Annotated in this window: 10 protein-coding genes; 6 read left to right on the top strand and 4 right to left on the bottom strand. The window is 67.0% G+C overall.

Going from position 1 to position 12,927, the window contains the following annotated elements; genetic code table 11:
- Positions 1 to 24: 24 nt before the first annotated feature.
- Positions 25 to 1,014 (top strand): aldo/keto reductase, encoded by a 990-nt coding sequence (locus VGC77_RS14850; RefSeq protein WP_331172334.1) that lies wholly within the window; start codon positions 25 to 27, stop codon positions 1,012 to 1,014.
- A gap of 53 nt (positions 1,015 to 1,067) precedes the next feature.
- Complete coding sequence (locus VGC77_RS14845; RefSeq protein ID WP_331172333.1) at positions 1,068 to 2,123, top strand: NAD(P)-dependent alcohol dehydrogenase; 1,056 nt, start codon at positions 1,068 to 1,070, stop codon at positions 2,121 to 2,123.
- Positions 2,124 to 2,440: 317 nt separating this feature from the next.
- Here the strand turns inward: VGC77_RS14845 and VGC77_RS14840 are convergent, their stop codons facing one another.
- Positions 2,441 to 3,037 (bottom strand): hypothetical protein, encoded by a 597-nt coding sequence (locus VGC77_RS14840; RefSeq protein ID WP_331172332.1) that lies wholly within the window; start codon positions 3,035 to 3,037, stop codon positions 2,441 to 2,443.
- Between the two features lie 412 nt (positions 3,038 to 3,449).
- Between VGC77_RS14840 and VGC77_RS14835 the strand changes: the two genes are divergently transcribed.
- Positions 3,450 to 5,066, top strand: coding sequence for an alpha-amylase family glycosyl hydrolase (locus VGC77_RS14835; protein WP_331172331.1), 1,617 nt, complete (start codon positions 3,450 to 3,452; stop codon positions 5,064 to 5,066).
- A 242-nt stretch (positions 5,067 to 5,308) separates the two neighbouring features.
- Here VGC77_RS14835 and VGC77_RS14830 read toward each other — a convergent pair whose 3' ends face one another.
- Entirely contained in the window at positions 5,309 to 7,000 is a 1,692-nt protein-coding gene (locus tag VGC77_RS14830; protein WP_331172330.1) for an alpha-amylase family protein, read from the bottom strand.
- A 92-nt stretch (positions 7,001 to 7,092) separates the two neighbouring features.
- A complete protein-coding gene (locus VGC77_RS14825; RefSeq protein ID WP_331172329.1) occupies positions 7,093 to 7,455 on the bottom strand; it encodes a PRC-barrel domain-containing protein in 363 nt (120 codons plus the stop codon).
- A 498-nt stretch (positions 7,456 to 7,953) separates the two neighbouring features.
- On the opposite strand from VGC77_RS14825, the gene VGC77_RS14820 reads away from it, so the two are divergent.
- Both VGC77_RS14820 and VGC77_RS14815 read left to right on the top strand, forming a co-directional pair.
- A complete protein-coding gene (locus VGC77_RS14820; protein WP_331172328.1) occupies positions 7,954 to 10,116 on the top strand; it encodes a PAS domain-containing protein in 2,163 nt (720 codons plus the stop codon).
- Between the two features lie 120 nt (positions 10,117 to 10,236).
- Entirely contained in the window at positions 10,237 to 11,229 is a 993-nt protein-coding gene (locus VGC77_RS14815; RefSeq protein ID WP_331172327.1) for a glycosyltransferase family 9 protein, read from the top strand.
- Positions 11,230 to 11,308: 79 nt separating this feature from the next.
- Here the strand turns inward: VGC77_RS14815 and VGC77_RS14810 are convergent, their stop codons facing one another.
- A complete protein-coding gene (locus VGC77_RS14810; RefSeq protein ID WP_331172326.1) occupies positions 11,309 to 11,965 on the bottom strand; it encodes a DNA-3-methyladenine glycosylase 2 family protein in 657 nt (218 codons plus the stop codon).
- 37 nt (positions 11,966 to 12,002) lie between these two features.
- Between VGC77_RS14810 and gluQRS the strand changes: the two genes are divergently transcribed.
- Entirely contained in the window at positions 12,003 to 12,881 is an 879-nt protein-coding gene (gene gluQRS, locus VGC77_RS14805) for a tRNA glutamyl-Q(34) synthetase GluQRS (RefSeq protein ID WP_331172325.1), read from the top strand.
- The last annotated feature ends 46 nt before the right edge of the window (positions 12,882 to 12,927 follow it).

The raw sequence follows: 12,927 nt of genomic DNA, 5'->3' as shown, positions 1-12,927 counted from the left end.
CCCATCAGGTGACAGGAGTGGACAATGCAGACACGCAAACTCGGCAACAGCGGCCTCGAGGTCTCGGCGCTCGGGCTCGGCTGCATGGGCATGAGCTTTTCCTACGGTCCGCCGAAGGACAAGCGGCAGATGATCGCGCTGTTGCGCGCGGCGGTGGAGCGCGGCGTGACGTTCTTCGACACCGCCGAGGTCTATGGCCCGTTCACCAATGAGGAGCTGCTCGGCGAGGCGTTGGCGCCGCTGCGCGACCGCGTGGTGATCGCCACCAAATTCGGCTTTAAGCTCGATCCCACCGGCAAGGAAAAATGGGCCGGGCTGGACAGCCGGCCGCAGCACATCAAGGAGGTCGCCGAGGCCTCGCTGAAGCGGCTGAAGACCGACCGCATCGATCTGTTCTATCAGCACCGCGTCGATCCGCAGGTGCCGATCGAGGACGTCGCCGGCGCTGTGAAGGATCTGATCCGCGAGGGCAAGGTCAAGCATTTCGGGCTGTCGGAAGCCGCTCCCCAGACCATCCGGCGGGCCCATGCGGTGCAGAAGGTCACCGCGCTGCAGAGCGAATATTCGCTGTGGTGGCGCGGCCTGGAAGCCGAAACGCTGCCGCTGCTCGCCGAGCTCGGCATCGGCCTGGTGCCCTACAGCCCGCTCGGCCGCGGCTTCCTCACCGGCACGATCGACGCCACCACCAGCTTCGACAGCACCGACTTCCGCTCTTCGCTGCCGCGCTTTACCCCGCAGGCGCGCGCCGCCAATCAAGCGTTGGTCGATCTCTTGGGCCGCATCGCGGCGCGCAAGCAGGCCACCGCGGCGCAGGTGGCGCTGGCCTGGCTGTTGGCGCAAAAGCCGTGGATCGTGCCGATCCCGGGCACCACCAAGCTGAACCGGCTCGATGAAAACCTCGGCGCGGTCGCGCTGACGCTGTCGCCCGACGATCTGCGCGAGATCGACGCCGCCGCCGCCAATGTGCAGGGCGACCGCTACCCTGAACAACTCGAAGTTCTGACCGGCCGCTGAACCGCGCGGCCGGCCCGCAAGAGCATCCGACAACACCACTCAGAAAGACCAAGATGATTCATGTCAAAGCCTACGCCGCGCAGTCCGCGGCTTCGCCGATCGCGCCGTTCGGTCTCGACCGGCGCGATCCCGGCCCGCACGACGTGCAGATCGAGATTCTGTACTGCGGCGTCTGCCATTCCGATCTGCACCAGGCTCGCAACGATTGGGGCCGTTCGATCTATCCGATGGTGCCGGGCCACGAGATCGTCGGCCGCGTCAAAGCCACCGGCGCGCAGGTGAAAAACCTCAAGGTCGGCGATCTCGCCGGCGTCGGCTGCATGGTGGATTCCTGCCGGCACTGCGCGCCGTGCCTGGCCGGGCTCGAGCAATATTGCCTCGAGGGTCCGACCTGGACCTACAACGCCCATGAGCGCGGCTCCGAGCAGATCACCTTCGGCGGCTATTCCGAAGCGATCGTCGCCGACGAGCGTTTCGTGGTGAAGATTCCGGCCACCTTGGACCTCAAGGCGGTGGCGCCGCTATTGTGTGCCGGCATCACCACCTATTCGCCGCTGCGGCATTGGAAGGTCGGCCCCGGCCAGAAGGTCGGCGTGATCGGGCTCGGCGGGCTCGGCCATATGGGCGTCAAGTTCGCCAAGGCGTTCGGCGCCCATGTGGTGATGATCACCACCTCGCCGGAGAAGGGCAAGGACGCGATCCGGCTCGGCGCCGACGAGGTGCTGGTGTCGAAGGATCTTGACGCGATGGCCAAGGCGGCGGGCTCGTTCGACTTCCTGCTCAACACCATCCCGGTCGGCCACGACGTCAATCCGTATCTGCAATTGTTGAAGCTCGACGGCGCCATGGTGCTGGTCGGCGCCTTGACGCCGGTCGATCCGGTGGTCGGCGGCAATCTGATCCACGGCCGCCGCAGCCTGGCCGGCTCGGGGATCGGCGGCATGCCGGAGACCCAGGAGATGATCGATTTCTGCGCCGAACACGGCATCGTCTCCGACGTCGAAATGATCCGCATCCAGGACATCAACAAGGCCTATGAGCGGCTGTTGAAGAACGACGTGCGCTACCGCTTCGTCATCGACATGGCGTCGCTGAAGGACGCCGGCTGATCGCGACGGCAGTTGCGGTTGGCGCCGCTGCTGGCAGGGCAGCAAACACCAAGCGTCATTCCGGGGCGCGAGAGCGATAGCTCGAGCGAACCCGGAATCTCGCAATAGCTGCGAACGTTTCAGCGCGGCTTTGTCTTTGCAGCAAGATTCCGGGTTCGCTCACCCAAATGGGCTCGCGCCCCGGAATGACCAGTGTGAATTGCGAAGCGCATCAAAAACCAAGCGAGCAGCAGACAGCAAAACGCCGGGGGAAATATCCCCCGGCGTTTTTTTATCCGCTGACTTCAGGTCCGCCGAATGCGGGATCGGGACCGCGGTTAGCCGCGCAGCAGCACCGGCAGGCCGAGCATCGAGGAGAACGGCGCCGGGTCGTGGATCAGCGACGCCGAGCCGCGCTGGTTTGCCGACAGCGAGGAGAACGGCGCCTGGCTGTGGCTCAGCGAGGAGAACGGCTCCTGGCTATGGCTCAGCGAGGAGAACGGCTCCTGGCTGCGGGTCAGCAGCGGGAAGCCGGAGAAGAAGCTGTCCGAGCTAATCACCTCGGGCAGACCGAGCCACGAGCCGGTGGTCTTGGATTCGGTGATGCGCGGCGCGCCGGTCAGGCTGGTCGACGAGCGGGTCAGCGTCGGGGCGCCGATCGCGCTCGACAGCGGGGCCGCGGCATCCGGCTTCGAAGCGCCGTTGCTGGCGCGGGCATAACCATTGCCGCTGCCATTGGTGGCCTTGCTCGGGCCGGCGCTGTTGAGAATCTGCTCCGCCTTGGCGCCCTTGCCGAACGGTGCGGTCACCGCTACCACACTACCGCCCTTGCCGTCTGATACCAGCTCGACGTCGTCATAATCAGCCGCCTTGAGCTGGGCGACCACCGCCGAAGCGGTGCGGGGATTGTCGAATGTTCTGATCATCTGCGCCATAAGTCTCTCACTCCTTTGTCGATTACGAGCCACACTAGCGGCCCCATGTGAAAATCGTTTCGCGCAAGCGGCGCGGATTAAACTTTCCCTAGGTAAATCGGTCGCCGTTGTTCAGTTCCACCGTCACGGGCTTGTCATTGCCCTACACGGTTTTGTCGGATTTGGATACCGTGCCGCGGTTGCGAGGTAGTGAACCGACGCATAGCCGCGTGCTAGCCGATTGATGAAGCCCGGTAGTCTGCAACCGTTGTCGCCGGCGCGGCTTGGTAAATCCTTCACAAACGATCGCCACGGCGCGGGCATTTCCGAACCGGCCGATCACGGTTTACAGCATGATGCTGCGAAACCGCCCGCGTGCTCCGCATGGAACCGAGCTTGCGCGTTCGACGTCATGTTGGGGAAGGAGCCGCCGATGCCGAGTGCTGCGATCACGTCCTGGTGGGCCTTGGGCGTGCTGTACCAGATCTATCCGCGCTCGTTTCAGGACTCCGATGGCGACGGCGTCGGTGATCTCTCAGGCATCATCGCCCGGCTGCCCTATCTGGTCGAACTCGGCGTCGACGCGATCTGGCTGTCGCCGATCTTTCCCTCGCCGATGGCGGATTTCGGCTACGACATCGCCGACTATGTCGGCATCGATCCGTTGTTCGGCACCATGGACGATTTCGACGCGCTGGTGGACGCCGCGCACCGCGCCGGCCTGAAAGTGATTCTCGATCTGGTGCCGAACCACACCTCGGATCAGCATCCATGGTTTATCGAAAGCCGGTCGTCGCGCGATAATGCGAAACGCGACTGGTATCTGTGGCGCGATCCCGCGCCGGACGGTGGTGCGCCGAACAACTGGCTGTCGGAATTCGGCGGCTCCGGCTGGCAATATGACGAGACCACGCGGCAATATTACTATCACGCCTTTCTGGCCCAGCAGCCGGATCTGAACTGGCGCAACCCCAAGGTGCGCGAGGCGATCTATGACGTGATGCGGTTCTGGCTCGGCAGGGGCGTCGACGGTTTCCGCGTCGACGTGATCTGGCACCTGATCAAGGACGATCAGTTCCGCGACAATCCGCCGAACCCGGATTTCAAGCCGGGCATGCCGCCGCACGCCGCGTTGCATCCGGTGTATTCCGCCGATCGGCCGGAGACCTTGCAGGTGGTCGCCGAACTGCGCCGCGTCGTCGACGAATTCGACGCCCGCGTGCTGATCGGCGAGATCTATCTGCCGATCGAGCGGCTGGTGGCTTATTACGGCGAGGGCCTCGGCGGCGCGCAACTGCCGTTCAATTTCGCGCTGCTGTCGGCGCCGTGGCACGCCCGCACCCTGGCCAAGCTGATCGACCGCTACGAAGCCGCGCTGCCGCAGGGCGCCTGGCCGAATTGGGTGCTCGGCAATCACGATCGGCCGCGGATCGCCAGCCGCGTTGGTCCAGCGCAGGCCCGGGTCGCGGCGATGCTGTTGCTGACGCTGCGCGGCACGCCGACGATGTATTACGGCGACGAGATCGGCATGCAGCAGGTGGCGATCGCGCCCGACCAAGTGCGCGATCCGTTCGAGAAGAACGTGCCCGGCATCGGGGTCGGCCGCGACGGCTGTCGCACGCCGATGCAATGGGATGCCTCGGCGCATGGTGGATTTTCCTCCGCCGCGCCGTGGCTGCCGCTGGCCGAGGATTACCCGCAGGAGAACGTCGCCAATCTTGCCGCGGAGGCGCAGTCGATCCTCAATCTCTACCGCGCGCTGATCGCGTTGCGCAAACGGCTGCCGCAGCTGGCGCGCGGCGACTACGCGCCGCTCGCCGCCGACGGCGACCTGTTGCTGTATCGTCGCCACGACGCCGAGGGCTCGGTGCTGATCGCGCTCAATCTCGGCGCCGAGCCGGTCTCGGTGGTGTCGGATTCGATCGGGCTCGACGGCGAGATCCTGCTCTCCACCGCGATGGACCGCGGCGGCGAGCGGGTTGGCAGTGAACTCAACCTGCGCGGCCATGAAGGTGTCATCGTCGGCCCGGCGCCGGAGGAGGTGGTGTAGGGGCGAAGGCGGGGAAGTTTTCGGGTCGGTCCCCCACGCCGCGCTCTCCACGCAGTCACCGTCATCCTGAGGTGCCCGCGCCGGCGGGTAGAACGCCAACGGGCGCGTGACTTGGCGCGGGCCTCGAAGGATGCGCCGCAAGCACTCCGCCGTCATCCTTCGAGGCTCGCCTGCGCCATTGGCGCGGTGAAGCTGATTGCGTTGCCGGCTCGCACCTCAGGATGACGGCCCCCCATGCTCGCTCACTCCGGATGCGAGTCCTGCTGCTGGTCGATGTCGCTGCGCTTCAACAGATAGTCGAGCCCGCCGACGCGGTACCAGCGATAGGCATAGGCCTCCAGCATCAGCGTATGGCGGCCGCGCCGATCGGCGCGGCTGTGGTCCTCGGCCAACAGATTGATCAGCGAATGGCCGGCGTCGCCGGGCAGCCCGACCGCGAACGACACCTCGCGCGGCTTCTGGTCGAGATTATGCACGAACAGCACCGAATTGTTGCGCCAGTCATAGCGCATGATCAGCACCGCCGGGTCGCGCGCCGAGATCACCTTGAAGTCACCCCAGCCGATCTCCGGGATCTCCTTGCGCATCCGGATCATCCGCTCGGTCCAGTTCAGCATCGAGCCCGGATCGCGGCGCTGCTTGGCGACGTTGACGTTATCGAAGCCGTAGGGGCCAAAGTCGATCACCGGCGCCGCGGGCTTGTCGCTCTTGGTGAAGCCGCCATGCGGCTCGGTCGACCATTGCATCGGCGTGCGCGCGCAATTGCGCTCCGGCAGATCGAGATTGTCGCCCATGCCGATCTCGTCGCCATAGCGCAGCACCGGGGTGCCGGGCAGCGTGTACATCAGGCTGTAGGCGAGTTCGAGCCGGCGGCGGTCGCCGCCGAGCATCGGCGCCAGCCTTCGGCGAATGCCGCGGTCATAGAGCTGCATCGATTTGTCCGGGCCGAACGCCTTGAACACCGCGGCGCGCTGCGGCTTCGACAGCCGGCCGAGATCGAGCTCGTCATGGTTGCGCAGGAACAACCCCCATTGTGCGGTGGCCGGCCGCGGCTTGGTGGCGGCGAGCGATTTCGCCAGCGGCCGGGTGTCGCCGGAAGCCATCGCGTAGAACAGATGCTGGTTGACGTGGAAGTTGAACATCATGTGCATGCGGTCGCCGTCGCGGCCGAAATATTCCATGTCGGTGTCCGGCAGCACATTGGCCTCGGCGAGAATGATGGCGTTGCCCTGCCGCCACTGCAGGAATTCGCGGAAAGCGCGCAGCATGTCGTATTGCTCGACCGCGGTCTTGACCTTGGGGCCCTTGCTGGCGATCACGAACGGCACCGCGTCCATCCGGAAGCCGGAGACGCCAAGCTGGATCCAGAACCCCATGATTTTCAGGATCTCGGCCTGCACCAGCGGGTTCGAGGTGTTGAGGTCGGGCTGGAAATCGTAGAAGCGGTGGAAGAACCAGGCCTTGGCCTGCTTGTCGTGGGTCCAGGTGGATTTCTGCACGCCGGGAAACACCATGCCCTTGTCGGCATTGGCCGGCTTGGTGTCGCTCCACACATACCAGTCGCGATAGGGCGAATCTTTCGAGGTCCGCGCCGCCTTGAACCAGGGATGCGCGTCCGAGGTGTGGTTGACCACGAGGTCGATGATCACCCGCATGCCGCGCTGCTTGGCGCCGTAGGTGAATTCGACGAAGTCGCCGAGCGTGCCGTAGCGCGGATCGACGCCGTAGTAATCGGAGATGTCATAGCCGTCGTCGCGGCCGGGCGAAGGCTGGAACGGCATCAGCCAGATCGCGGTGACGCCGAGGCCCTGCAGATAGTCCAGCCGGCGCAGCAGCCCCTTGAAGTCGCCGACGCCATCGCCATTGGCGTCCATGAAGGTGCCGACCGACAGACAGTAGAACACCGCGTTCTTGTACCACAGATCGTCGATCATCGCGCCCCCCGACAAACGGCGATGCCCGGCGCAGGGCCGGGCATCGCTGCCAATCCAGTTTCAAGATTCATCTGCGGTCAGGCCATCTGCGGTCAGGCCATCGCCACGCCGTAGTAATCGTCGATCTTGCGGGTGCCCTGTTCGTCGCGCCAGTCCCAGTCCGAGCTGCGGGCGTATTTTGGCGCGCCCTTGATCTGGTCGTCGGTCACCATGGTCTGGTAGCCGCCGAGGTCGACGTTGTATTTCAAGGACGGCCACGGCAACGGGTAGTAGTCGTCGCCGATGCCGAGGAAGCCGCCGAACGACAAGACCGCATAGGACACCTTGCCGGACACCTTCTCGATCATCAGCCGCTCGATCGCGCCGATTTTCTCGCCGTCGGGACCGTAGACCGCGGTTCCCTGCACCTTGTCGCTGCCGATCAGGCTGACGGTTTCGTCTGCTTCGGTGATCATGCTCGTCTCCCTTGTGGTGGAATCAACCGTCAGCAACGCGACTCGTTCCGGTGCCCGGCGGGGACTTCCCATCGCGGCACCGCGTGCCTATGTTGGGTTCATCCGCAACCAACGAAAGGAGGTGATCCAGTGTCTTATTCAAAGCGCTGTCACCTCGCTGAGGCCGCCCGCTAACGGTCGACGTCGACCCAAGGCTGTGGCGCCCTCGGCGCCGGGAACCAGCGAGATCGAGGAGAGGGCGCGCCGGGCAACCGGCGCGCCTTTTCTGTCGAGCGGACGCCGCAAGTTTTCGGCGGTCGGCGCCGCGAGATTTTCTTCGCGCCGCGGGAACGATTTCAGCCTCACCGGGTTTGTGCCCGGCATTGGCATCCGGACGTTTGGCCTCCAGACGTCTGGCATCCAGAAAGAGGCTCTCCGCCTCGGCCAATGCGTCACTTGCCCTTGTCGGGGCCGCGCGAACCGGGTCGCCATCGGCGGCCGATCGAGGGCATCCACGATATGGCATCTTCGGACACGGCATTTCTGCGCGGCGGGGGCGAGACCGGCGCGCTGATTGCGGGATTCGATTGGCAATCGACGGCGCTCGGCGCGATCGCGCAATGGCCGCCGTCGCTGCGGACCGCGGTGGGGTTCGTGGTGCATTCGGCGGTGCCGATCGTGACGCTGTGGGGCGCCGACGGCTTGATGATCTACAACGACGCCTATTCCGAATTCGCCGGCGCCCGGCATCCGGCGCTGCTCGGCAGCAAGGTCCGCGACGGCTGGCCCGAGGTCGCCGATTTCAACGACAACGTGATGCGGATCGTGCTCGGCGGCCGCAGCCTCGCCTATCGCGACCAGAAACTGACGCTGTACCGCAACCGCGTTCCCGAGCCGGTGTGGATGAATCTGGATTATTCGCCGGTGCTGGACGAGGCCGGCCGGCCCGCCGGCGTGATCGCCATCGTGGTGGAAACCACCAAGCGGGTGCAGGCCGATCAGCGCGTCGCCGCCGAGCAGGACCGGCTGCTCAGCATGTTCGAACAGGCGCCGGGCTTCATGGCGATGATGGAGGGTCCGCAGCACGTCTTCACCCTCGCCAACCAGGCCTATCTGCGACTGATCGGCCACCGCGACGTGATCGGCAAGCCGCTGCGCGAGGCGCTGCCCGAGGTCGAGGGCCAGGGCTTTTCCGAAATCATGGACGACTGCTACCGCTCCGGCCAGCCGTTTGTCGGCAATGCGCTGAAGGTCAGCCTGCAACGCGAGCCCGGCGGCGCCGTCGACGACCGCTTCGTCGATTTCGTCTATCAGCCGGTGCGCGACGGCAATGGCGAGGTCACTGGCATCTTCGTGCAGGGCTCCGACGTCACCCGGCGGGTTGCCGGCGACGTCGAGTTGCGGCGCATCACCGAGACTCTGGAAGCCCGCGTCGAGGAGCGCACCGCCGAACTCGCCGCGGCGAACCGGCAACTGGTCAGCCAGATCGAGGAGCGCGAGCGGGTCGAGGCGACGCTGCGGCAGATGCAGCGGCTGGAGGCGGTCGGCCAGCTCACCTCCGGCGTGGCGCACGATTTCAACAACCTGTTGACCGTGGTGCTCGGCAATCTCGGCTTCCTGGAAAAGACCCTGGAGCGCGCCGGCGCCGACGCCAAGGCGCACGCCCGGCTCGCCAACATCCGCAGCGCCGCCGAACGCGGCGCCACGCTGACCGCGCAGCTTCTGGCGTTCTCGCGACGGCAGCGGCTGGAGACCCGCGCCGTCGACCTCAACGAGACCGTGGCGAAGATGCGTGAGCTGTTGCAAAGCTCGATGGGCGGCTCGGTGCGGCTGGAAACCGTGTTGCAGCCGGATCTTTGGCAGGCGCTGGTCGATCCGACCCAGATCGAGCTGGTGATCCTCAATCTGGCGATCAACGCCCGCGACGCCATGCAGGTCGGCGGCTCGCTGACGGTGGAGACCGCCAACGTCCGGCTCGGCGCGCCGACCCGGCCGGAAATGCCGGCCGCCGGCGAATACGTCATGATCGCGGTGGCCGACACCGGCACCGGCATGACCTCCGAGGTGCAGGCCAAGGCGTTCGAGCCGTTCTTCACCACCAAGCCGGTCGGCAAGGGCTCCGGGCTTGGCCTCGCCCAGGTGTTCGGCTTCGCCAAGCAGTCCGGCGGCGGGGTGCGGATCGACAGCCGGGTCGACGAAGGCACCACGGTGAAAGTGTTTCTGCCGCGCGCCGCGCGCAGTGCCGCGGCGCGCCGCGCCGACCGCAACGAGGCCGCGCCGCTGCGCGGCCCGGCGCGCCGGCTGCTCTTGGTCGACGACGACAGCGCGGTGCGCGACGTCACCGCGGCGATGCTGCGCGAGATCGGCTGCATGGTGATCGAGGCCGGCAGCGGCGGCGCCGCGCTGGATATTCTGGAGCGCGATCCGGCGCCGTTCGATCTGATGGTGATCGATTTCGCGATGCCCGGCATGACCGGCGCCGAGGTGGCGCGCGAGGCGCAATTGCGGCGGCCCGGCCTGCCGATGATCTTCATCACCGGCTACGCCGATCTCGCCGCGCTGCAGAATATCGGCGAGGACGCCATCGTGCAGAAGCCGTTCCGCGACGACGAATTGCTGCGCAAGATCAGCCGCGCGCTGGGCGGCGGCGGCGCCGGCAATGTCGTGCAGATGCGCAAATAGCGGCGCGCCGCACCGGCTGCTGCTCGCGGTCGATGGTGCTGCCGCCGCGCTGCCGCGCCGATTGCCTGCCGCGGCGTTTGGCTTATAGAGGACGTCCCGTCCACCTCGCGCGGCCCCGCCATGACCTCCACCGCCGTGATCCAGACCAAGCAGGGCATCGGCGACGTGATGTGGCATCTGCCGTTCATCCGCGCCATCGCGGCGGCGACGCCGGAGCGCGCGGTGACCTTCCTGACGCTGCCCTCCAGCTTCGCCCGCGATCTGTTGAGCGGCGAGGCCTGCGTCGCCGAAACGATCTATTATGAAAACCGCGGCTCGGAATGGGCGCGCGGCCGGCACCTCGCCCGGCTGATCGGCACCTTGCGGGCGCGCCGCTTCACCACGCTGTGGATTCTCGACCGCTCGGTGCGTCCGGCGCTCGCGGCGCTCGCGGCCGGCATCCCGAACCGGATCGGGCTCGGCTTCGGCCAGCAGCGGCTGTTCATCAGCAATCCCGGCATCGACGCGCGCTACCGGCCCGAGCACCCGATCGAATGGCTGAAAGCCTTGATGGCGGCGATGGCGTTGCCGCTGCCAAGCACCGAGCCCGGGCTGACGCTGCCGGCTGCGCTGCGCGCCGAACTGTTGCGGCGCTACCATGATTGGCCGCGGCCGTGGATCGTGCTCGGCATCGGCGCTTCGCGCGCCAATCACGATTGGTCGGACGCGCAATGGACCGCGTTCCTGCTAGGCCTGCGGCAGCGCATCAGCGGCACGGCGTTGCTGGTCGGCGGTCCGAGCTACGCCGCGCGGGCCGCGGCGCTGATCGAAGCCACCGGCTGCGGCGTCAACGCCTGCGCGCTGCCGATCGCGGAATCGGCGGCGCTGATCGCTGCGGCCGATCTCTATGTCGGGCCGGATTCCGGGCCGCTGAACGTCGCCGCCGCGGTGGGCACGCCGGCGTTCGGGCTGTTCGGCACCACCTCGGTGCTCGACTATTCGCGCTTCATCCACCCGATCCTGCCCGATGACGGCCGCTGCGCACCGGACGGCATGACCCGCACCTCGCCGGCGCGGGTGCTCGCGGCAATCGCGGCGCAGCTCGCCACGCCGCACGCGCCGACCGAGGCGTGAGTCGCGCTCGTTCTTGCGAACTCGCAATCCGCAATGACGACGGCATTCGCAGGGCTGCTTCAATCCAATTCGAAATGTCTCACGCCGAGACCTTCCCGATCACGCCCTCGCGCTGTTTGACCGCGTGGTAATAGGCCCACCACAGATGCGCCGCGGCGCCGCGCAGCGGCCGCCAGGGCTCGGCCAAGGGCGCCATCTGCTTCGGCGTCGGCCGCGCCTCGAGCTTCAGCCCGACCCGCATCGCCTCCTGCAGCGCGAGGTCGCCGGCCGGCCAGGCGTCGCCATGGCCGAGACAAAACAGCAGATAGATGTCGGCGGTCCACGGCCCGATGCCGTGCAGCGCGGTCAGCCGGGCGTGCGCGGCGTCGGCATCCTGCTCGGCCAGTGCCTCGAGGTCGAGCCGTTCGGCGGCGAGTTCGCGCGCCAGATTCTTCAGCGTCTTGATCTTGGCCGCCGACAGCCCGAGCCGGCCGAGCCGGTCGGCGCGGGCGCGGCGCAGCGCGTCGTGGTGGAACGGATCGAACGCCGCCGACACCCGCTGCCAGATCGCCGCCGCCGAGGCCACCGACAATTGCTGGCCGCAGACGATCGCGGCGAGCCCCGCAAAGCCCGGCTCGCGGCGCCGCAGCGCCGGCCTGCCGGCGCGTTTCAGCACCGCGCGCAGCCGCGGGTCCTGCTTGACCAGCGCCGTGATCGCATCGTCGAGGTCGGCCTGGCTGTTGAGGTGGACGGTCATCGCGGCTTACAACCATCATGTCCGCCGAAAGAGATCAATGCCACCCGTTTTCCGTTTTGCGCCGAGCCCGAACGGCCTCCTGCATCTCGGCCACGCTTATTCGGCGTTGCTGAATTTCGACCTGGCGCGGGCCGCCGGCGGCCGGCTGCTGCTGCGGATCGAGGATATCGACGCAAGCCGCTGCCGCCCGCAATTCGAGACCGCGATCCGCGACGACCTCGGCTGGCTCGGGGTCCGCTGGGACGGCGAGGTGCGGCGGCAGTCCGAGCATTTTGACCTGTATCAACAGGCGGTGGCGCGGTTGTCGGAGATCGGCCTGCTGTATCCGGCGTTCGAGAGCCGCGCCGAGATTGCCCGGCTGGTGGCGCAGCGCGAGCAGGCCGGGCCGTGGCCGCGCGATCCCGACGGCGCGCCGCTCTATCCCGGCGACGCCAAGGCGCTGGCGCCCGAAGCGCGCGCCAAGCTGCTGGCCTCGGGCGCGCCCTATGCGCTGCGGCTCGACATCGCGGCGGCGCTGGCCCGGGTCGGCGAGCTGAGCTGGATTGAACACGGCGAAGGCCCTGACGGCGAGACCGGCACGGTGCAAGCCCATCCGCAGGCCTGGGGCGACGTGGTGCTGGCGCGCAAGGAGACGCCGACCAGCTATCACCTCTCGGTGGTGCTCGACGACGCGCTGCAGGGCGTCACCGAGGTGGTGCGCGGCCGCGACCTGTTCTTTGCCACCAGCGTGCACCGGCTGCTGCAGGCGCTGCTCGATCTGCCGCCGCCGGCCTACCGCCACCACCTCCTGGTGCGCGACCGCGCCGGGCGCAAGTTGTCGAAGTCGACCCGCGCAACTTCGCTGGCGGAGTTAAGAGGTAGCGGGGTCACGCCGCAGGCGATTCGGCTGCAATTGGATCTGCCGCCCGCTGCCTGAAGTTTGCCGCAAGCCGAAAACGCGCAGCCGGCGTGACTCGAAGCCT

It is taken from the genome of Rhodopseudomonas sp. (assembly GCF_036404135.1).
GTDB lineage: Bacteria > Pseudomonadota > Alphaproteobacteria > Rhizobiales > Xanthobacteraceae > Rhodopseudomonas_A.
Note: the sequence above shows the minus strand (reverse complement) of the source record. Positions and strands in the feature narration are given on the sequence as shown.

Coding starts and splice junctions, on each gene's coding strand:
- VGC77_RS14850 (WP_331172334.1), top strand. CDS start 25: ATGCAGACACGCAAACTCGGCAACAGCGGCCTCGAGGTCTCGGCGCTC.
- VGC77_RS14845 (WP_331172333.1), top strand. CDS start 1,068: ATGATTCATGTCAAAGCCTACGCCGCGCAGTCCGCGGCTTCGCCGATC.
- VGC77_RS14840 (WP_331172332.1), bottom strand. CDS start 3,037: ATGGCGCAGATGATCAGAACATTCGACAATCCCCGCACCGCTTCGGCG.
- VGC77_RS14835 (WP_331172331.1), top strand. CDS start 3,450: ATGCCGAGTGCTGCGATCACGTCCTGGTGGGCCTTGGGCGTGCTGTAC.
- VGC77_RS14830 (WP_331172330.1), bottom strand. CDS start 7,000: ATGATCGACGATCTGTGGTACAAGAACGCGGTGTTCTACTGTCTGTCG.
- VGC77_RS14825 (WP_331172329.1), bottom strand. CDS start 7,455: ATGATCACCGAAGCAGACGAAACCGTCAGCCTGATCGGCAGCGACAAG.
- VGC77_RS14820 (WP_331172328.1), top strand. CDS start 7,954: ATGGCATCTTCGGACACGGCATTTCTGCGCGGCGGGGGCGAGACCGGC.
- VGC77_RS14815 (WP_331172327.1), top strand. CDS start 10,237: ATGACCTCCACCGCCGTGATCCAGACCAAGCAGGGCATCGGCGACGTG.
- VGC77_RS14810 (WP_331172326.1), bottom strand. CDS start 11,965: ATGACCGTCCACCTCAACAGCCAGGCCGACCTCGACGATGCGATCACG.
- gluQRS (WP_331172325.1), top strand. CDS start 12,003: ATGCCACCCGTTTTCCGTTTTGCGCCGAGCCCGAACGGCCTCCTGCAT.